Genomic DNA, 18,905 nt, shown 5'->3' on the forward strand with positions numbered 1-18,905 from the left:
GGGCCCCGGCATCATGTCCCCATGCGCGCTGCCCGCCTCATCAAGATGGTGCTGCTCCTGCAGTCCCGGCCCACCATGACCGCGTCCGAACTGGCCCGGGAACTGGAGGTGTCGGAGCGGACCGTCACCCGGGACGCGCAGGCGCTGTCCGAGGCGGGCGTGCCGGTGTACGCGGAGCGGGGGCGGGCGGGGGGCTACCGGCTCGTCGGGGGGTACCGGACGCGGCTGACGGGGCTGGCGCGCGGTGAGGCCGAGGCGCTGTTCCTGAGCGGGGTGCCGGGGGCGCTGCGCGAGATGGGGCTCGAGGACGTGGCGTCGGCCGCCCGGCTGAAGGTGTCGGCGGCCCTGCTGCCCTCGCTGCGCGACGCCCCGCGTACGGCGGCGCAGCGGTTCCATCTGGACGCGCCCGCCTGGTTCCGGGAACCGGCCGCGCCGGCCCTGCTGCCGCTGATCGCGGACGCGGTGTGGGACGACCGGCGCGTGAGCGCGCGCTACCGGCGCGGGGAGAGCGAGGTGGTGCGGGAGCTGGAGCCGTACGGGCTCGTGCTCAAGGCGGGCGTCTGGTACCTGTGCGCCCGGGTGCGCGGCACGGCGTCGGGGGCGGCCCCGGAGAAGGGCTCGGGGGCGGCCGCGGAGAAGGCGGCGGCCGCTGAGAGGGGGGCGGGGGCGTTGCGGACGTACCGCATCGACCGGTTCGTCGGGGCCGAGGCATTGAAGGATCGTTTCAGCAGGGACGAGGACTTCGACCTGCCCGGCTTCTGGGGTGCGCAGGCCGAGCGGTTCGCGCGGTCGATCCTGCGGTCCGAGGTGGTCCTGCGGCTCTCTCCCGCGGGGGTGCGCGCACTGCCGCACGCCGTGGACCCGGTCGCCGCCCGGGACGCGCTGGGGTGCGCCGCGCGGCCGGACGAGGACGGCTGGGTGACGCTCACCCTGCGGGTGGAGTCGGAGGAGGTCGCGCACACCCAGCTCAGGGCGCTGGGACCGGAGGCCGAGGTCGTCTCCCCCGCCGCGCTGCGGGAACGGTTCACCGCGGAGGCGGCACGGCTGACGGCGCTCTACGGCGTTCCCGGGGAGTGAAGGTCCCGTCGCGATCCCGGGCACTCCGGGTGCGTGGCGCACGGCGAGGCACGATGCTGGACGCGTGATGGACGAGACGGAGTTCTGGGAGCTGGTGGACGCCTCGCGCGAGGCCGCCGAGGGCGATCCGGAGGAGCAGGCCGATCTGCTCGTCGAGCGGCTGGTCCGCCTGGACCCGGAGTCCGTGCTCGACTTCTCGCGGCACTTCGAGTCCCGCTTCAACCGCGCCTACCGCTGGGACCTGTGGGGCGCCGCCTCGCTGCTCCTGAACGGGGCGGGCGACGACGTCTTCGACTTCTTCCGGTGCTGGCTGATCGGACAGGGCCGCGAGGTCTTCGAGGGCGCCCTGCACAACGACCCGGACGCGCTCGCCGACCTGCTGGACGACTTCGACGAGGAGATCGACGGCGACGGCGAGGAACTCGGCTACGCGGCCGACGAGGCCTACGAGCAGCTCACCGGGACCGTCGCCCCGGACCTGGGCATCCCGCCCGCGCCCGCCGAACCCGAGGGCACTCCGGTCGCCCTGGAGAACGAGGGGGCGCTGGCCGAGCGGTATCCCCGGCTGTGGCAGCGCTTCAAGGAGTGACCCCCGTCCGGTGACGTCTGCGGGGGGTCACGCCGCGGGCTTGCGGCGGGTGCTGTCCGCCGGGATGTACGCCGGTGCCGGGTCGATCCGCACCGCGTGGTGCAGCGGCGCCCTGTTGGCCTGCTCCAGGGCGGACGCGGTGGTCGCGGCCGGGCCCAGGACGACCGCGGCCACGGCGCAGAGCACGGCCCAGGGGCTGCGCGCGCCCCGGCTCCGGCCGGGACGCTGCCCGTCGGTCGCGGCGCCGTCCGCGCCGGCTCCGTCGAGGCCGCCGGCCGGGGCTGGCGCGCCTTGCGGGGCCCCGAGGTCGCCCCCGCGCGCCGTGGCCTGCGTGGACCGGGCACGACTGCTGTTCATGATCCCCACCTCCAGTCGGTTCGTCTTGCTCATGACCGTAGGAGGCGGGCATGGGAGAACCCTGAACGCGGCCTAAGGCGTTCCTGTGAGAGTCCGTGCGGCCGCCTCGGCCCGCCCGGCGGCCTGTCTGCCCTGGAGCAGGGCCGCCTTGGCGCGGATCTCCGGGAGGCGGGCGGTGAGGGCGGCGCCGGGGCAACTGGTCATGTAGCCGTCCCGGTGCCCGGCCAGGGCGGGCAGGGTGGCGGTGGTGCCGGAGGCGTACCGGCTGCGGCTGTTGCTGGAGGTCAGCGTCACGTGCGTGCGCGGGTCGACGCCGGACAGCCCGAGTTTCCAGGCGGTCAGGGCCGCGATCGCGTCGACCATGGCCTGCGGCACCGGGACCCCGGCGGTGAACGTGCCGAGCGCGGCGATGCCGGCCGTGCGGTGGTTGAAGCCCTGGGTGTGGGCGCCGGTGACCGGCCGGTCGATGCCGCCCGCCCGGCCCTCGTAGATCGTGCCGCAGCGGTCGACCAGGAAGTTGTAGCCGATGTCGTCCCAGTCCCGGGCGCCGGTCTGGCCGGCGTACAGGTAGCGGATGATCCGGGGCGCGTCGGCGCAGGCGTAGCCGTTGGGCGAGTCGGTGTGGTGCACGAAGACGGCGACGACCTTGTCGTCGTACCGCGGCGGCGGCTGCGCGTGCCGGGCGAGGTCGTCCAGCCAGGCGGAGCGGGGCACGACGGCGGGTCGGACCGCCCCGTGGGCGGTCGCGGGCCGGGCGGCGGGCGGGCGGCCCGCGCCCCGAGCGGCCGTGGCGGCGTGGTCCACGCCGCCCGCGCACAGCCCGAGCGCGGTGACGGCGGCGAGCCCGGGCAGACAGCCGAGGAGCACGAGGAGGGGGCCCGGTATCCGCGCCGGGCGCCGTCCCCGCGTTCCGCGCGCGCCGCGGGCGGCCGGTCGGAGGGCACACATGACCCCACTGTCGGCCCGTTCCGGTCCGCCCGCGATGTGTGCTGTGCCACCTGGTGGAACCATCGTCCCGGCCCGCGACGTTTTTCGGGGTGCACGCACGCGTGTCCGGGTTCGCGGCGTCACACGCGCGTGATCGATGGGTAGCTGATCACTGGGCCCCTCCCGCACGTACTCACCGACCGGGGGTTCCGACAGAAAGGCGGCCGTGTGGACCTGCTCGACATCCTGCTGGTGCTGGTGATGCTGGCCTACGCCGGCTCGGGCTACCGGCGCGGACTGGTGGCCGGCTGTGTCTCGCTGGCCGGGTTCGTGGGCGGCGCGGTGATCGGTGTGTGGGTGCTGCCGTGGCTGATGGACCTGGTGACGCCCGGCACCACGGCGGCGACGGTGACAGCGGTGTTCACGGTCCTGCTCCCGGCGGTGGCCGGACACGAACTGGCGGGGCGGCTGGCGCTGCGCCTGCGGCGGGAGCTGGACCGCGGTCCGCTCAGGGTGGCCGACGGCGTCGGCGGGGCCGTGGCGAACGCGGTGGCGGTGCTGATCGTGGCGTGGGTGGCGGCGAGCGTGCTGGGCGCGTCCTCGTCCCCCGTGGTCACGTCGTCGATACGGGACTCGCGGCTGCTGGGGGCGGTGCAGGACGCCATGCCGGACACCACGCCCACCTGGTTCTCGCGGGCCACGTCGGCGCTGACCCAGGCGGGCTTCCCGCAGGTGTTCAACCCGTTCGAGAACGAGTCGACGGCCGCGGTCGCCAAGCCCACCGGGGACAGCGTCACACCGAGCGCGACCGAGGCGGCGAAGGCGAGCACGGTGAAGATCGAGGGGTCCTCGGGCGACCAGGGCCGTGAGGGCAGCGGCTTCGTCTACGCGAGCGAGCACGTGATGACCAACGCGCACGTGGTGGCGGGCATCGACCATCCGACCGTGCGCATCGGCGGCGTGGGGCCGTCCTACGACGCGCGGGTGGTCCTCTTCGACCCGGACAAGGACGTGGCCGTCCTCTACGTGCCGCATCTGAAGGCCCCGGTGCTCGCCTTCGACGACGAGGCCGCGCGCGGGGACTCGGCGGTCGTCGCCGGCTATCCCCAGGACGGCGACCTGAACCTCCAGGCAGCCACGGTCGCGAGCCGGGTCAAGGCGACCGGCCGCAACATCTACAACGACGAGATCGTCACCCGGGAGATCTACTCGATCCGCTCCACGGTCCGCCCCGGCAACTCGGGCGGACCGCTGCTGACCACCACGGGCCGGGTCTACGGCGTCGTCTTCGCCCGCTCCACCTCCGACGACGAGACGGGGTACGTGCTGACGGCGGCGGAGGTCGCCGACGACGCCGAGCGGGCGGCCCGGGCGACCAAGCCGGTGGACACCGGCAGGCTGACGACCTCCTGAGCCGGGGCACGGGTCCGCCGGGGGCGCCCGGCCGCGGCAGGCGCCCGTCCGCCTACAGCGGGCGCCCCATGAAGACGTCGTCCACGTACTCCCCGTCGAGCAGGAACTCCTGCGGCAGCACGCCCTCCACGACGAACCCCTCGGACTCGTAGAGCTTGCGGGCCGGGGTGTTGTGGCCGAGGACGCGCAGGGTGATGCGGCGGGCGCCCTGGCGGCGGGCCTCGTCGAGCACGGCGCGGATCAGCGCCCGTCCCACGCCCCGGCCGCGCCCCTCGTCGAGGACGGCGAGGCCCTGTATCTGCCGGACGTGCGCGTTGCAGGCGAGCGAGGTGGGCCTGGCCAGGCGGACGTAGCCGACGACACGGTCGTCCGTCTCGGCGACCAGGTAGTCCTCGGGGACGTGACGCTCGTCGAAGAACGGGCTGTACGGCGGCTGCGGCTCGGGCATGACCGCGTGCAGCGGGGACCAGGTCAGGCGGTCGACGAGGGCCAGCGCCTCGGCGTCGGCGGACCGGGCGGCGCGGATACGGGGCGCGAGAGGTTCGGGCATGACCGTCACCCTAAGGTGACGGGGCGGCCGTCCCACCGGGGTTTTCCGCGGCGGCCGGGGCAGGATGACCACATGGAACGTGAGCGAATCGCGGTGGCCGGCGCCTCCGGTCTGATCGGCAGCGCGCTGGTGCGGTCCCTGACCGCGGACGGGCACGAGGTGGTGCGCCTCGTGCGGCACGCCCCCCGGGGCGCGGACGAGGTGCGCTGGGACCCCGAGCGGGGGCAGGTGGACACGGCGGGGCTCGCCGGGTGCGGTGCCGTGGTCAACCTGGCGGGGGCCGGGGTCGGCGACCGGCGCTGGAGCGAGGAGTACAAGAAGCGGATCCACGACAGCCGGGTGCACGGCACGGCGGCGCTGGCGAAGGCCGTCGCCTCGCTCGACGAGCGGCCGCGGGTGTTCGTGAACGGCAGCGCGATGGGGCTGTACGGCGAGACGGGCGAGCGGATCGCCGACGAGGACTCGCCCGCCGGGCGCGGTTTCCTGCCGGAGCTGTGCGTGGAGTGGGAGGCGGCCGCGGACCCCGCGCGGGCGGCGGGCGTGCGGACGGTCCTGACCCGCACCGGGCTGGTCGTGGCGCGCGGCGGCGGGGCCTGGGGCAAGCTGTTCCCGCTGTTCACGGCCGGGCTCGGGGGGCGGATGGGGGACGGCCGCCAGTACTGGTCGTACATCGCGCTGCACGACGAGGTGGCGGCGATCCGGCATCTGCTCGACCGCGACGACCTGTCGGGGCCGTTCAACCTGACCGCGCCCGAGCCGCTGACCAACCGTGAGATCACCGAGGCGATGGGCCGGGTGCTGCACCGGCCGACGCTGTTCACGGTGCCGGCGCCGGTGCTGCGCACGGTGCTGGGCGAGATGGCCGGGGACGTGCTGGGCAGCGCGCGGGTGGTGCCGAAGCGACTGCTGGAGTCGGGGTTCACCTTCGCGTTTGCGGGGATCGAGGACGCCATCCGGGCAGCGTGATCCCGCACGTGACCGTATGCGACCGCCGTGCGACCGTGCCCTGTTCATGCGCGACTGCTCCTGACCGATTGCAGCCCTAACCTCGACCCGAACTCGGGTATCCCGGACGGCCGCCCGGGGCATGACGTCTCCACCGGCCGCGCAACCTCGAGGAGGGGCACGTGCTTGAGCCCGCGTACCAGGCAGATGTCGTCGTGGTGGGAGCCGGCGTCGCCGGACTCTCCGCCGCGCATCGGCTGGCCAGCGCAGGAGTAACGACCGCAGTCCTGGAGGCCGCCCATGGCGTGGGCGGCCGCATGTCGACGGAGAAGGTCGACGGGTTCCGGCTCGACCGCATCGGACAGCTGATGTCCACGGCGTATCCCGAACTGGCCCTGACACCGGGGCTGGACGCACTCGTCCTGCGCCCGTTCGCGCCGGGGGTGCTGCTGCACAGCGACGGACGCCACCACCGTGCGGGCGTCCAGGCGGGCGCGGGGAGCGCAAGGGGCGCATTACACGCCGTACGCGCCCTGGCGAGCGCTCCCCGGCCGGGCGCGCTGCCCAGGCCGCGCGCCGGCGGCTCCCCCGCCGCCGGGATCCGGCCCGCGCCGCCGGCCAGGATCCGGCCCGGCGCGCCCCTGGGCAGCGCCGTGGACCAGGCCCGGCTGGGCGCCGCGCTCACCCGGATCGCGGTCACCCCGGCCGAGCGGCTGATGCGCCGCCCGGAGTCGACGGCGGCCCGGGCCCTCGCGGCCCGCGGGCTCCCCGCACGCGCCGTCGACGGCTTCCTGCGGCCGCTGCTCACCGCGCTGCTCTGCGACCCGGACCTCACCACCTCCAGCCGGTGCGCGGATCTCGCGCTGCGCGCCTTCGCGGCCGGCCGGCTCTCGCTGCCGGAGGGCGGAGCCGAGGTACTGCCCGAGCTGCTCGCCGCGACCCTGCCGCCGGGCACCGTGCACACCGGCGTGCGGGTCACCTCGGTCTCCACGACCTCGGTGACCACCGCCGAGCACGGTGAGTTCCGCTGCCGCGCCGTACTGGTGGCCACCGACGCGCGCACCGCCGCGGAGCTGCTGCCCGGGCTGCGGGTGCCCGACTTCCATCCGGTGACGGTCGTCCACCACACCACGGACGAGCCGCCCGCGACCGGTGCGTCGCTGCTCCTCGACGCCGACCGGGGCGGGCCGGTCGCGCACACGGCGGTCGTCAGCCGGGTCGACCCGAGCCGCGCGCCGGCGGGACGCGCGCTGATCTCGTCCACGGTCCTCGGCACACCGCCGCCGGACGTCGAGACGGCCGTGCGCACGCACCTGGCCCGGCTGTACGGCACCTCGACGGCGCGCTGGGAGACGCTGGCCGTGCACCACACCGCCGAGGCGGTCCCGGCCATGCGGGCGCCGCACGACCTGCGGCGGGCGGTGCGGTTGCTGGCGGGTCTGTACGTGTGCGGCGACCACCGGGACACCAGCACCGTGCAGGGGGCGTTGCACTCGGGGCACCGGGCCGCGGCGTCGATCGTCTCCGATCTCGGCGCCGCGGGGCCGTTGCATGCGGCCGAGCCGTTGCCGAGGGTTCCGCGGGAGCAGGCGGCCGCCTGAGGGTGCCTGCGGCGGCCTGAGCGGGTCCTGGGCGGGGGCCTGCGCGGGGCCGCGTGCCCGTCTGGGGGCTGCCGCCCCCAGGCCCCCGCTTCGGCCCTGGACGGGCCTCGTCCTCAAGCGCCGGACGGGCTGGAAACGCCTGGTCCGGCGCCTTGAAAGCACGAGACGCCGGACGGGCCGGAAACGCTCGGTCCGGCGTCCTGAAAGCGAGAGGTGCCGAACGGGCTGAAACATCTGGTCCGGCACCCCCAAGGCGAGAGGTGCCGGACAGGCTGGAACATCTGGTCCGGCGCTCTTCGGGTCAGCTCAGGGCTGAGATTCTGTCTCGGTAGGTGCGGGCCGGGGCTGCGTCCTTGTAGGGCTCCAGCCTGCGCTCGAAGTCCCTGACGTACTCCAGCGCCCGCACCGACCGCATCTCCACGGCCTGGCCCGCTGCCTCGGCGGCCAGCTGACAGGCCTGGTCGAGCTCGCCGAGGCCCAGCCGCGCCGAGGCGAGCACGACCCGGCAGAACAGCCGGCTGCGGGCGTGCGCGGCGGGGCGCAGCTGGAGCGACCGTTCGGCGTGCTGGGCGGCCGCCCGGAACTGCTGGAGGTCCCGGTGGCAGTGCCCGAAGTCGTCGGCCAGCTGAGCCTCGTCGAAGAAGCGCGCCCAGTGCGGCACCTCGTCGCCGGGCTTGGCCGCCTCCAGCGCCCGTTCGGCGCGCACCAGCGCCGCGGTGGAGGCGCGCACCTCGCCGAGCACCCCGTGCCCGCGCGCCTCCGCCGAGTGCAGCAGTGCCTGGACGACGGGCGGTGCGCCCGTGCCGACGCCCTGCTGGGCCACCCGCGCGAGCTGTACGGCCTCGCGGCCGTGGCCCAGGTAGACGGCCTGACGGCTCATGGTGACGAGGACGAAGGAGCCGTAGGCCCGGTCGCCGGCCGCCTGGGAGAGGCGCAGGGCCTGCACGAAGTAGCGCTGGGCCAGACCGTGCGCGGCGATGTCGAAGGAGGTCCAGCCCGCGAGGCGGGTGAGGTCGGCGGCCGCGCCGAACAGCCGGCGGCCGGTCTGCTCGCCGTAGGAGCCGCGCAGCATCGGCTCGCACTCGTGCTCCAGGTAGCGCACGAGGGCCTGCCGGGCGTGGCCGCCGCCGTACCGGTCGTCGAGGGTGCGGAAGAGCTCGCCGACCGAGCGGAGGGCGGAGATGTCGCCGCCGGTGACCCGCTGGCCCAGGGCCCGCTCGGCGCCCTGCCCGCCGCCCTGTCCGCCGCGCTGGCGGGGCACGGCGGCGGGGACGCCCGGCCCGGACGCGGGGGCCTCGGCGGGCCGGCCCGGCATCGGCTGCTGGACGGGAGCGGGCCGCAGGACCTGGCGGCCCTGGGCGGGCACCCGGGCGGACGGTTCACCACGGGCGACCTTGTCGTCGGCCCGTCCGATCAGCCAGTCGCGGCTGGGCACGACCAGTCCGGCGGGGGTGAAGGCGATCTTGCGCAGCTCGGCGTGGCTGCCGGAGTCCTTGCGCCAGAGCCCGCCGACGATGTCGATGGCCTCCTCGGGGGTGCCGGCGAACTCCAGGCCCGCGTAGACGGGGGCGCAGGCGTCCAGACCGAGGTCCTGGGCGGTGAGGCGGCGGCCCAGCCGCCGGGTGAAGACCTCGGCGATGAGCGCCGGGGTGGTGCCCCGGGGCTGCTGCCCGCGCAGCCACCGGGTGACGGAGGTCTTGTCGTATCTGAGGTCCAGCCCGTGTTCGAGGCCGAGCTGATCGACGCGACGGGCCAGTCCCGCGTTGGAGAAGCCCGCTTCTGCGATGAGCGCGGCGAGCTGGCGGTTGGGAGTGCGCTGCGCGGGTCGTTCCGTCATCTGCGGTGCGGTCTCCTGCCTGCCGGGCCTGCTGACGTGCCCGGATGAAGTGTCCTGCTGCCGTGGGCGGCCCGTTCGGCCTGGTGAACGGCGCGAATGTAGCGGAGCGTGAGCAAGCGGTCGCAGATACCGACGTTCATTCATCCGATCGTGTGAGGATTGACCCTCGAGCTGACGCGTAGCGCGCGGACGTACAGTGGCTTGGGCGCGTTTCGCGCCTGACGACTTTCCAGGGAGGCGCTTGCCGTGAGCGAGCTGCGGTTCGTCCGGATGGGGTTCGGCGGGGACGCCGTCGAGTACCAGGAGGCGTGGGACGAGCAACGCCGGGTGCACGCCGCACGGTTCACCGACGAGGTGCCGGACACCGTGCTGCTCCTCGAACACCCCCCGGTGTACACGGCGGGCCGGCGCACCGCCGACGACGAGCGCCCCCTCGACGGCACCCCGGTGGTCGACGTGGACCGCGGCGGCAAGATCACCTGGCACGGGCCGGGGCAGCTGGTCGGCTACCCGATCCTGAAGCTGCCGCGGCCGGTGGACGTCGTCGCCCATGTGCGCCGCCTGGAGGACGCGCTGATCCGCACCTGCGCGGAGTTCGGCCTGGAGACGTCCCGGATCGAGGGCCGCAGCGGGGTGTGGGTGCTCGGCGATCCGGTGGAGCGGCGCCCCTCGCTCGGCGGCCTGTCGCTGGACTTCGACCCCCGGCTCACCGACGAGGAGTTCGACCCGCGGCTGAACGGTCCGGAGTACGCCCCCTCCAACGCCGGCCAGCGGCGCGAGGACCGCAAGATCGCGGCGATCGGGATCAGGGTCGCCAAGGGCGTCACCATGCACGGCTTCGCCCTGAACGTGAACCCGGACAACAAGTGGTTCGACCGGATCATCCCGTGCGGGATCCGGGACGCGGGCGTCGCCTCGCTGGCGAACGAACTGGGCCGGGACGTGACGATCGACGAGGTGCTCCCCGTGGTGGAGCGGCACCTGAGGGACGTCCTCGAGAACGCGGAACCCAGACCGCGGGAGATCGAGCGGGCGACCGCCTGACGGGAAGGGGCCCCTCGGCTCCGAGGTCGGCCTCACAGCAGGACCCGAAAAACACGGGCGTACCCTGGTGTACGCCGAAGAATCGAAAGTCTAAGCAGACAGGCAGGGAGCCGACGTGTCCGCAGTCGCACCCGACGGACGCAAGATGCTGCGCCTGGAGGTCCGCAACAGCCAGACCCCCATCGAGCGCAAGCCCGAGTGGATCAAGACCCGGGCGAAAATGGGTCCCGAGTACACCAAGATGCAGAACCTCGTGAAGAGCGAGGGGCTGCACACCGTGTGCCAGGAAGCCGGCTGTCCCAACATCTACGAGTGCTGGGAAGACCGCGAGGCCACCTTCCTGATCGGCGGCGACCAGTGCACCCGGCGCTGTGACTTCTGCCAGATCGACACCGGCAAGCCCGAGGCGCTGGACCGCGACGAGCCGCGGCGCGTCGGTGAGTCCGTGGTCACGATGGACCTGAACTACGCCACCATCACCGGCGTGGCCCGCGACGACCTGGCCGACGGCGGGGCGTGGCTGTACGCCGAGACCGTCCGGCAGATCCACGCGCAGACCGCTCAGCGGGAGGCCGGGCGCACCAAGGTGGAGCTGCTCGCCCCCGACTTCAACGCCGTCCCGGAGCAGCTGGCGGAGGTGTTCTCCTCCCGGCCCGAGGTCTTCGCGCACAACGTGGAGACCGTCCCGCGGATCTTCAAGCGGATCCGGCCCGGCTTCCGTTACGAGCGTTCGCTGGGCGTCATCACGGCCGCCCGCGACTACGGGCTCGTCACCAAGTCGAACCTGATCCTCGGCATGGGCGAGACCCGCGAGGAGGTCGGCGAGGCGCTGCGGCAGCTGCACGACGCCGGCTGCGAGCTCGTCACGATCACGCAGTACCTGCGGCCCTCCGTGCGTCACCACCCGGTGGAGCGCTGGGTGAAGCCGCACGAGTTCGTCGAGCTGAAGGAGGAAGCCGAGCAGATCGGCTTCTCCGGCGTGATGTCGGGCCCGCTGGTACGGTCCTCCTACCGTGCGGGACGGCTGTACCGGATGGCCGTCGAGAAGCGCGGGGCGTACATCGCCTCCCAGGCCGTCTGACGCGCCGTCAGCCCGCTTGCGCCGTACGGACGCAGGCCGACTGTGTGAATTCCCGCACAAGATGCTACTCGCCAGTAGTGACCGATATGACGCGGCTCCGGCCGTCCTCGCAGATGAGGGCGTACGCCGGGGCCGCGTCAGCGTTTCGGCCGCGCCCATCAAGGTTTCATTCGTGTTTGACCGGTCGGTCACGCCCTGGTAACACCGAACAGTGACGCTGGTACCACGAGACGAGAACCAGCTCAGAAAGCTCCGCACCAGCTCCGCCAGCTCCGCACCAGCCCCGTACCCGAAGCCGTCCGAGGGGGACACCCACCATGCAGGCCGCGCCCGTTCGCGCCACCGCGATCCCGACCTTCAGCACCGCCCTGCGCGCCGTCGAGTCGCTGCTCATGAGCAGCGGTCAGCGCACCGCCCGCCGCAACGCCTGGACCTCCGTCCTGGAGGACCGCCGCCGCGCCAAGGACCGGGTAGAGGCGCAGCGCGTCCTCGAGGCGGTCACCTCCGTCCGTCCCTGACCCACCCCCCTCCCCGCACTCCCCACACCCGCCCTCCTGCCGTCGTAGCCACTTCCCGGGCCACGTAGACTTCGTGGCATGGCGAGAAGTGACAGCGCGGCGGACGCCGCTAACCCCGGGCGACTGAAGCAGATCGCCCTGACGTTCAAGATGACCCGCAAGGCCGACAAGACGATCGGTTTCGTTCTCGCGGGTGTCTTCCTCATCACGTTCGGCGTCTTTCTCGCGATCGGTTTCCTGATCGGCCACCCGGTCTACCTGGGCATCCTGGGCTTCCTCCTCGCCTTCCTCGCGACGGCGATCGTGTTCGGACGCCGGGCCGAGCGGGCCGCCTTCGGTCAGATGGAGGGCCAGCCGGGCGCCGCCGCGGCCGTCCTGGACAACATCGGCCGGGGCTGGACCACGACGCCCGCGGTCGCGATGAACCGCAGCCAGGACGTGGTGCACCGCGCCGTCGGCAAGGCCGGCATCGTCCTGGTCGCCGAGGGCAACCCGAACCGGGTGAAGAGCCTGCTGGCCGCCGAGAAGAAGAAGATGAACCGCATCGTCGCGGACGTCCCGGTGCACGACGTGATCGTCGGCACCGGCGAGGGCCAGGTCGAGCTGAAGAAGCTGCGCACCACTCTGCTCAAGTACCCGCGGGTGCTGGCGGGCCCGCAGGTGACCGCCACCAACGACCGGCTGCGCGCCATGGGCGACCTGATGAGCAACATGCCGCTGCCCAAGGGCCCGATGCCGAAGGGCATGCGCCTGCCGAAGGGCGGCGGCGGCAAGGCCCGCTGAGCCGTCCTTCCCCCTCACGTCCCGAAGGGGCGCCCGGATCACTCCGGGCGCCCCTTCGCCGTCGTACGGACCCGACCGCAGGCCGCAGGGTGACGGCGCCCCGCACGGGCGGGGCACCCCACCGGGCGGGACGGCCGCCGGGGCGGGCGCGGGCGGGGGGACTGACGGCGCCGCCGCGGGCAGGGCGGCGCGGGCAGGGCGCCAAGGCCAGCACGGGCGGACCGTCAGGGCCTGTGCGGGTGGACGGTGCTCAGATGCGGACTTCGACCGTCCGGGCCAGCCGGTCGTGCAGGCCGCGGCCGTCGCGGTCCCAGACCAGGGCCGGCACCGCCAGGCACAGCAGCACCGTGCGCACCGCGGAGCGCAGCGGGCTGACGGCGCCGGTCTCGACGGAGACCACCCGCAGGCCGAACAGACGCTTGCCCGGGGTGAAGCCGACCGTGCCGACGGTCAGCAGGCTCATCACCAGGAAGACGAGCAGGGCCCAGTTGCCGGTGGCGGGCCGGTAGCCGTCGGTGATCAAGCTGTATGCGATCAAGACGCCGAGCCCCCAGTCCACCGCCAGCGCACCGAGCCGCCGACCGGGGCGGGCGATCGAGCCCGGTCCCTCCTCCGGCAGGCCGAGCTGCTCACCCCGGTATCCGAAGTCCACTCCGGCGTTCTCGGCGGCCGCGCGGGGCCCCGAGAGCCACGAGCCGATTGCATCCCTGTTGTCCACCCGTCCAAGGTACTGCGCCCGTTTCGCGATACGGACAGGTGGGGTAGACCGGGCAGGCTCCGGTTAACTTGTGCGAAACAAATGGGTCACGCCCGAGAAACCACCCGTCCTTAGGGTCGACGACAGCGTGTGCCACCGCACTGGCCGCACGAACGAACTACCACCCCGGCTCGACGGCCGGGAGTAGGAGGAGCTGGATGTTCCAGAACGCCGACGAGGCCAAGAAGTTCATCGCGGACGAGGACGTCAAGTTCGTCGACGTCCGCTTCTGCGACCTGCCGGGCGTCATGCAGCACTTCACGCTGCCCGTCGAGGCGTTCGACCCGGACGAGGAGCTCGCCTTCGACGGCTCCTCGATCCGCGGCTTCCAGGCCATCCACGAGTCCGACATGGCGCTGCGCGCCGACCTGTCGACCTCGCGCGTGGACCCGTTCCGCCGTGACAAGACGCTGAACATCAACTTCTTCATCCACGACCCGATCACGGGCGAGCAGTACTCCCGTGACCCGCGCAACGTGGCGAAGAAGGCGGAGGCCTACCTGGCGTCGACCGGTATCGCCGACACCGCGTACTTCGGCCCCGAGGCCGAGTTCTACGTCTTCGACAGCGTGCGCTTCCAGACGTCCGCGAACGAGTCCTTCTACCACATCGACTCCGAGGCCGGCGCCTGGAACACCGGTGCGCTCGAGGACAACCGCGGTTACAAGGTCCGCTACAAGGGCGGCTACTTCCCGACCCCGCCGGTCGACCACTTCGCCGACCTGCGTGCGGAGATCTCCCTGGAGCTGGCCGCGTCCGGCCTCCAGGTCGAGCGCCAGCACCACGAGGTGGGCACCGCCGGCCAGGCCGAGATCAACTACAAGTTCAACACGCTGCTCGCCGCGGCCGACGACCTCCAGCTCTTCAAGTACATCGTGAAGAACGTCGCCTGGCGCAACGGCAAGACCGCGACCTTCATGCCGAAGCCGATCTTCGGCGACAACGGCTCGGGCATGCACGTCCACCAGTCGCTGTGGACCGGCGGCTCCCCGCTGTTCTACGACGAGGCCGGCTACGCGGGCCTGTCGGACACGGCCCGCTACTACATCGGCGGCATCCTCAAGCACGCCCCGTCGCTGCTGGCCTTCACCAACCCGACGGTGAACTCCTACCACCGCCTGGTCCCGGGCTTCGAGGCGCCGGTCAACCTGGTGTACTCGCAGCGCAACCGCTCCGCCGCCATGCGTATCCCGATCACGGGCTCCAACCCCAAGGCCAAGCGCGTCGAGTTCCGCGCGCCCGACGCCTCCGGCAACCCGTACCTGGCGTTCTCCGCGCTGCTGCTCGCGGGCCTGGACGGCATCAAGAACAAGATCGAGCCGGCCGAGCCGATCGACAAGGACCTCTACGAGCTGGCCCCCGAGGAGCACGCGGGTGTCGCGCAGGTCCCGACCTCGCTCCCGGCCGTCCTCGACCGCCTCGAGGCGGACCACGAGTTCCTGCTCGCCGGTGACGTCTTCACGCCCGACCTGATCGAGACGTGGATCGACTACAAGCGCACCCACGAGATCGCCCCGCTCCAGCTGCGCCCGCACCCGCACGAGTTCGAGCTGTACTTCGACGTGTGACCGACCCCGGGCCGGCAGGCCCTGTGGGTGGGTGAGGGTCGTGGTGACGCCCCCGTTCCTGTTTCTCAGGGCGGGGGCGTCGTCGTATGGTTTTCGGCACTGGTGTTCGACGGAAGGCCTCTGCGGAGGCGGCGGGGGGAAAACGGGGATGCCCGGACAGGAAGACGAGGAGCGGGAGTTCGACCTGCGGTGGGCGGACGACGCGGCCCACAAGGAGCCCTCGGCGCGGGCGCGGATGCTGGCCGCGCGCTGGAAGGAGAACCCTCCCGGGCCGGTCCCCTTCCGCGCCGCCCCGGACCGGGGGACGTCACTCCGGTCGTCGTGGATGTCGACGGCGCTGGTGCTGGGCTGCGTGGCCGTGGTGATCGTCGTGCTGGGGTACGCGCGGTTCCGGGCGCCGTACTAGGACACCCGCGGTTCCGGCGCCCGGACCCGGCCGCCGTGGCGGGGACCTTTTGCTCCGCCTAGGTCCGTTCGGCACCCGTTCATGGGGATGCGGCGGTGCACACTGGCAGTGGGACGAGTGCCTGACTGCGGGGTGATGGCAGATGCAGAGCCGTTTCCGGAGCGACCGGCGGTTGACCGTGCGGATGACGGTCACGCTGTTCCTGCTCGGGCTGTTGTACGTGGCGTTCGTGGCCGCGCTGGTCGTGTTGCTGAAGTCGTGGGTGCTGGTCGTCGTCGTCCTGGTGGCGGTGCTGGGCGCCCAGTACTGGTTCTCCGACCGGGTGGCGCTGTTCGCGATGCGCGGCCGGGTGGTGGAGCGCGAGGAGTATCCCGAGCTGCACGCCGTGGTCGACCGGCTGTGCGCGATCGCGGACATGCCGAAGCCGGTGGTGGCCGTCTCGGAGATGGGCATGCCGAACGCGTTCGCGACGGGGCGCAGTCCCGACCACGCGGTGGTGTGCGTGACGACGGGGCTGCTGCGCCGGCTCGAACCGGCCGAGCTGGAGGGTGTGCTCGCGCACGAGCTGTCGCACGTGGCCCACAAGGACGTGGCGGTGATCACCGTCGCCTCGTTCCTGGGCGTGATCGCGGGGCTGGTGGTGCGGTTCGCGTTCTATTCGCAGGTGTTCGGCGGGGCCCGCAGGGACCAGAACGCCGCTGTCGTGTTCGCCGCCGTGATGGCCGTCTCGGCGGCCGTGTACGCGATCAGCTTCCTCCTCGTCCGGGCGCTGTCGCGGTACCGGGAGCTGGCGGCGGACCGCGCGGCGGCCCAGCTGACCGGCCGCCCGTCCGCGCTGGCCTCCGCGCTGACGAAGGTCTCCGGCGACCTGGCCCGCATCCCGTCCGAGGACCTGCGGACGGTGCAGGCCTTCAACGCCTTCTACTTCACCCCGGCGCTGGGTGCCGAGCCCGGTCTGGCGGGGCTGTTCTCGACCCATCCGAGCCTGGAGCAGCGGCTCGACCAGCTGGGGCGGATCTCCGCCGAGCTGGGTGAGGCTGCCGCTCCGGGGACGGCGGGCTGATCATGGGGCTGCTGGACATCCTGCTCGGCAGGACCAGGCCGGTGGTGCCCGACCTGGACCGGCTGTTCGCGCTGCCCTCGGCGGCGGTGACGCTGGAGGCGGCGGCCGCCTTCACCCCGACCGGGCAGGGCGCCGTGTGCTTCGCGACCGTCGAGGGCTCGGCCTTCGAACAGACGCACCGCGAGGTGCAGGCCCTCCTCGACGCGGACACCGGGCGCGCCGGTCCCCCGGTGCGGCTGGAGCGGGACGACTACGGATACTCCTGGCTGGTCTCGCGGCGGGCCCCCGACGAGTTGCCGCAGCTGGTCAACGATCTGCACGCGGTGAACAGCGCCATGGAGGTCAACGGTTTCGGGCCGCAGCTGCTGTGCTCCCTCGTCGGCTTCGAGGCGCCGCCCCCGTCGGGTACGGCGGACGGACGGCGACTGGCGCTCGTGTACCTGTACAAGCGGGGGTCCTTCTACCCGTTCGCGCCGCTGCCCGGCCCCGGGCAGCGGCGCGACGGCGCACTGGAGTTGCAGGTGCGGGCCGCCCTCGCGGGCGACCTGCGCATCGAGCAGGACCTGGGCCGCTGGTTCCCCGTGTGGGGAGCCCCCGGCCTGTAGGGCTCCGGACGCCCGGGCGCCGCTAGGCGCGCTCGCGCTCCTGGCGGCGCGACTCCAGCGGGCGCTCGCGGCGGTAGCGGCGCTCCCACTTGGCCTGCTTGTCACGGCGGTCGCGGTACGCCTTGTACGACGTCGGCGCGGCTCCCGCGGTCGGGGCGGGGCCGGGCGCGGTCGGTGCGGACGAGTGGAGTCCGTACCGCACGTACAGGAACAGCACACCGGCGGCGGCGAGCCAGTACAGCGGGTTTCCGAACCCCAGGACCACCAGGACGACGGCCCCGGAGAGTACGACGGTGCCCATGGTGTACCTCCTTCCTGGGCAGGGACGGTCACCGAGCGTTGCGATGAGGGGTGGGTTGACCCGTTCAGCGTACGCACACGGTCACTCACCGTGCATCCCCTTTTCCGCGGGCGGTCAGACGCCCGGGGCCGCTCGCACCACGCCCGCCGCGACCGCCGTGCCGAGCGCGGCGTGGTCGGCGGCGGTCCGGTCGGCGTAGGTCACGGCGAAGTCGGCCACCGCGCGTTCGAAGGTGTCGGCGCCGCCCAGATAGCCGGCGATGGCGATCCGGTCGCCGGTACGCGCGTGGGCGCGCGCCAGTGCGGTGCCGCACAGCCGCGCGTAGGCGGCGAGCTCGCCCGGGGACATCCCGGCGTCGCCCGCGGAGCCCTTCGGATCGCGCAGCTGACGCCAGTAGAAGGCACGGCCCTGCGGCCCGGTCATCCAGCCGAGGAAGACGTCACCGCTGGCCTGGAGCAGCCGCTGCCCGGCGACGACCCGGTGGCCGGGATGGACGTAGGGGCCGGTCGGCAGGTGTTCCTCCAGGACGGACGAGCGGGCCTCCTTGATCTGGAGGAGCAGCGGATCGTCGGTGTCGCGCCCGGCCAGCAGCACGAGGAAGCAGCGGGTGCCGACGCTGCCGATCCCGACCACCTTGCGGGCGGCGTCGACGAAGCGGTAGCGGTCCAGCAGGAGGCGGGGCTCCCCGGCGAGGGTGGACCGGTAGTCGCTGAAGATCTTCCGCAGCGCGGCCGCGTCGGAGGCGCCGGCGGGTTCGATCAGCGGCGGGTCGTGGATGATGCGGCGCCGCCCGTCGACGACCTCCGTGAGTTTGTGCAGCGCCTGGAGGCTGGTGCGGCGGCGGGCGCGGGTGAGGCTGGCGCCGTCGCGTCCGCGCTGCCGGGCGGAGCGCAGCAGGGGCAGGAGCCGTTCGGCGTCGATGCGCTCGTACCAGACGGCGAGCTCGTCGAGCCGGGACAGGCGCCGGACCGCCGTGCGATAGGCGGCGACGGCCTCCAGCGCGGCACGGCGGACCTTGGGTTCGGAGTGGCCGTTCTCGCGGGCGGCCACGGCGACGGACGCGGCGAGCCGCTTGACGTCCCACTCGAACGGGCCGGGGAACGTCTCGTCGAAGTCGTCGAGGTCGAAGTACAGCGCCCGCTCCGGGCCGGCGTACAGCCCGAAGTTGAGCAGATGGGCGTCGCCGCACAGCTGCACGGTCAGCCCGGTGTGCGGCTGCGCGGCCAGGTCGGCGGCCATGACGGCGGCCGAGCCGCGCAGGAAGGCGAAGGGCGACGCGGCCATCCGCCCGTACCTGATCGGCAGCAGTTCGGGCAGCCGGTCGCGGCCCTGCCGTTCCAGCACGGCGACGGGATCGGGCCGGTCGACGGACGGGATCCAGACGGCGTGGGCGGAACGGGGGACGCGCTTGCGGGCGTCCCTGCCGCGCCGGGCACGCTCGGCGGGGGTGGTCATGCGCGTCGTCTCCGCACCACATCGCCTC

Annotated in this window: 20 protein-coding genes; 13 read left to right on the forward strand and 7 right to left on the reverse strand. The window is 73.2% G+C overall.

Annotated elements, in window-relative coordinates:
- The first annotated feature begins 21 nt into the window (after positions 1-21).
- Both Saso_RS00870 and Saso_RS00875 read left to right on the forward strand, forming a co-directional pair.
- Positions 22-1,077, forward strand: coding sequence for a helix-turn-helix transcriptional regulator (locus Saso_RS00870; RefSeq protein ID WP_189916986.1), 1,056 nt, complete (start codon positions 22-24; stop codon positions 1,075-1,077).
- 67 nt (positions 1,078-1,144) lie between these two features.
- Complete coding sequence (locus Saso_RS00875; protein WP_189918462.1) at positions 1,145-1,666, forward strand: DUF4240 domain-containing protein; 522 nt, start codon at positions 1,145-1,147, stop codon at positions 1,664-1,666.
- A gap of 27 nt (positions 1,667-1,693) precedes the next feature.
- On the opposite strand, the gene Saso_RS00880 is transcribed toward Saso_RS00875, so the two are convergent.
- The gene (locus Saso_RS00880) at positions 1,694-2,023 is read right to left on the reverse strand and encodes a hypothetical protein (protein WP_189918587.1); all 330 of its coding nucleotides are present in this window, start codon (positions 2,021-2,023) and stop codon (positions 1,694-1,696) included.
- A gap of 72 nt (positions 2,024-2,095) precedes the next feature.
- Complete coding sequence (locus Saso_RS00885) at positions 2,096-2,971, reverse strand: peptidoglycan recognition protein family protein (protein WP_372442384.1); 876 nt, start codon at positions 2,969-2,971, stop codon at positions 2,096-2,098.
- 207 nt (positions 2,972-3,178) lie between these two features.
- Between Saso_RS00885 and Saso_RS00890 the strand changes: the two genes are divergently transcribed.
- Positions 3,179-4,363 carry a MarP family serine protease gene (locus Saso_RS00890; RefSeq protein ID WP_189916989.1) on the forward strand — a complete coding sequence of 395 codons (1,185 nt, stop codon included), beginning with the start codon at positions 3,179-3,181 and terminating at the stop codon, positions 4,361-4,363.
- A 52-nt stretch (positions 4,364-4,415) separates the two neighbouring features.
- Here the strand turns inward: Saso_RS00890 and Saso_RS00895 are convergent, their stop codons facing one another.
- Entirely contained in the window at positions 4,416-4,913 is a 498-nt protein-coding gene (locus tag Saso_RS00895; RefSeq protein ID WP_189916991.1) for a GNAT family N-acetyltransferase, read from the reverse strand.
- A gap of 72 nt (positions 4,914-4,985) precedes the next feature.
- On the opposite strand from Saso_RS00895, the gene Saso_RS00900 reads away from it, so the two are divergent.
- The gene (locus Saso_RS00900; RefSeq protein ID WP_189916993.1) at positions 4,986-5,879 is read left to right on the forward strand and encodes a TIGR01777 family oxidoreductase; all 894 of its coding nucleotides are present in this window, start codon (positions 4,986-4,988) and stop codon (positions 5,877-5,879) included.
- 161 nt (positions 5,880-6,040) lie between these two features.
- A complete protein-coding gene (locus Saso_RS00905) occupies positions 6,041-7,459 on the forward strand; it encodes an NAD(P)/FAD-dependent oxidoreductase (RefSeq protein ID WP_189916995.1) in 1,419 nt (472 codons plus the stop codon).
- A gap of 301 nt (positions 7,460-7,760) precedes the next feature.
- Here the strand turns inward: Saso_RS00905 and Saso_RS00910 are convergent, their stop codons facing one another.
- A complete protein-coding gene (locus Saso_RS00910; protein WP_189916997.1) occupies positions 7,761-9,296 on the reverse strand; it encodes a regulator in 1,536 nt (511 codons plus the stop codon).
- Between the two features lie 246 nt (positions 9,297-9,542).
- Between Saso_RS00910 and lipB the strand changes: the two genes are divergently transcribed.
- The 4 genes from lipB (at position 9,543) to Saso_RS00930 (ending at position 12,722) form a co-directional block, all read left to right on the forward strand.
- The gene (gene lipB / locus Saso_RS00915) at positions 9,543-10,340 is read left to right on the forward strand and encodes a lipoyl(octanoyl) transferase LipB (RefSeq protein ID WP_189916999.1); all 798 of its coding nucleotides are present in this window, start codon (positions 9,543-9,545) and stop codon (positions 10,338-10,340) included.
- Positions 10,341-10,455: 115 nt separating this feature from the next.
- Positions 10,456-11,421, forward strand: a complete 966-nt coding sequence (lipA, locus tag Saso_RS00920) for a lipoyl synthase (RefSeq protein ID WP_189917001.1) — start codon at positions 10,456-10,458, stop codon at positions 11,419-11,421.
- Positions 11,422-11,738: 317 nt separating this feature from the next.
- Positions 11,739-11,939 carry an SCO2195 family GlnR-regulated protein gene (locus Saso_RS00925; RefSeq protein ID WP_109006070.1) on the forward strand — a complete coding sequence of 67 codons (201 nt, stop codon included), beginning with the start codon at positions 11,739-11,741 and terminating at the stop codon, positions 11,937-11,939.
- 78 nt (positions 11,940-12,017) lie between these two features.
- Positions 12,018-12,722: a DUF4191 domain-containing protein gene (locus tag Saso_RS00930; protein WP_189917003.1), complete on the forward strand. Its 705-nt coding sequence runs from the start codon at positions 12,018-12,020 to the stop codon at positions 12,720-12,722.
- 250 nt (positions 12,723-12,972) lie between these two features.
- Here the strand turns inward: Saso_RS00930 and Saso_RS00935 are convergent, their stop codons facing one another.
- The gene (locus tag Saso_RS00935) at positions 12,973-13,440 is read right to left on the reverse strand and encodes an RDD family protein (RefSeq protein ID WP_189917005.1); all 468 of its coding nucleotides are present in this window, start codon (positions 13,438-13,440) and stop codon (positions 12,973-12,975) included.
- A 197-nt stretch (positions 13,441-13,637) separates the two neighbouring features.
- Here Saso_RS00935 and glnA point away from each other — a divergent pair, with 197 nt between their 5' ends.
- The 4 genes from glnA (at position 13,638) to pspAB (ending at position 17,121) form a co-directional block, all read left to right on the forward strand.
- Positions 13,638-15,047: a type I glutamate--ammonia ligase gene (gene glnA / locus Saso_RS00940; protein WP_189917007.1), complete on the forward strand. Its 1,410-nt coding sequence runs from the start codon at positions 13,638-13,640 to the stop codon at positions 15,045-15,047.
- Positions 15,048-15,195: 148 nt separating this feature from the next.
- Positions 15,196-15,453, forward strand: coding sequence for an SCO2583/SCO2584 N-terminal domain-containing protein (locus tag Saso_RS00945; RefSeq protein WP_189917009.1), 258 nt, complete (start codon positions 15,196-15,198; stop codon positions 15,451-15,453).
- 142 nt (positions 15,454-15,595) lie between these two features.
- Positions 15,596-16,516 (forward strand): zinc metalloprotease HtpX, encoded by a 921-nt coding sequence (gene htpX / locus Saso_RS00950; protein ID WP_189917011.1) that lies wholly within the window; start codon positions 15,596-15,598, stop codon positions 16,514-16,516.
- A 2-nt stretch (positions 16,517-16,518) separates the two neighbouring features.
- The gene (gene pspAB / locus Saso_RS00955) at positions 16,519-17,121 is read left to right on the forward strand and encodes a PspA-associated protein PspAB (RefSeq protein ID WP_189917013.1); all 603 of its coding nucleotides are present in this window, start codon (positions 16,519-16,521) and stop codon (positions 17,119-17,121) included.
- 22 nt (positions 17,122-17,143) lie between these two features.
- Here the strand turns inward: pspAB and Saso_RS00960 are convergent, their stop codons facing one another.
- Together Saso_RS00960 and Saso_RS00965 are read right to left on the reverse strand one after the other, a co-directional pair.
- Positions 17,144-17,422 carry a hypothetical protein gene (locus Saso_RS00960; protein WP_189917015.1) on the reverse strand — a complete coding sequence of 93 codons (279 nt, stop codon included), beginning with the start codon at positions 17,420-17,422 and terminating at the stop codon, positions 17,144-17,146.
- 114 nt (positions 17,423-17,536) lie between these two features.
- The gene (locus Saso_RS00965) at positions 17,537-18,877 is read right to left on the reverse strand and encodes a DUF2252 domain-containing protein (RefSeq protein WP_189917016.1); all 1,341 of its coding nucleotides are present in this window, start codon (positions 18,875-18,877) and stop codon (positions 17,537-17,539) included.
- Positions 18,878-18,905: the final 28 nt, after the last annotated feature.

The sequence above is a fragment of the Streptomyces asoensis genome (assembly GCF_016860545.1).
Taxonomy (GTDB): Bacteria; Actinomycetota; Actinomycetes; order Streptomycetales; family Streptomycetaceae; genus Streptomyces; species Streptomyces asoensis.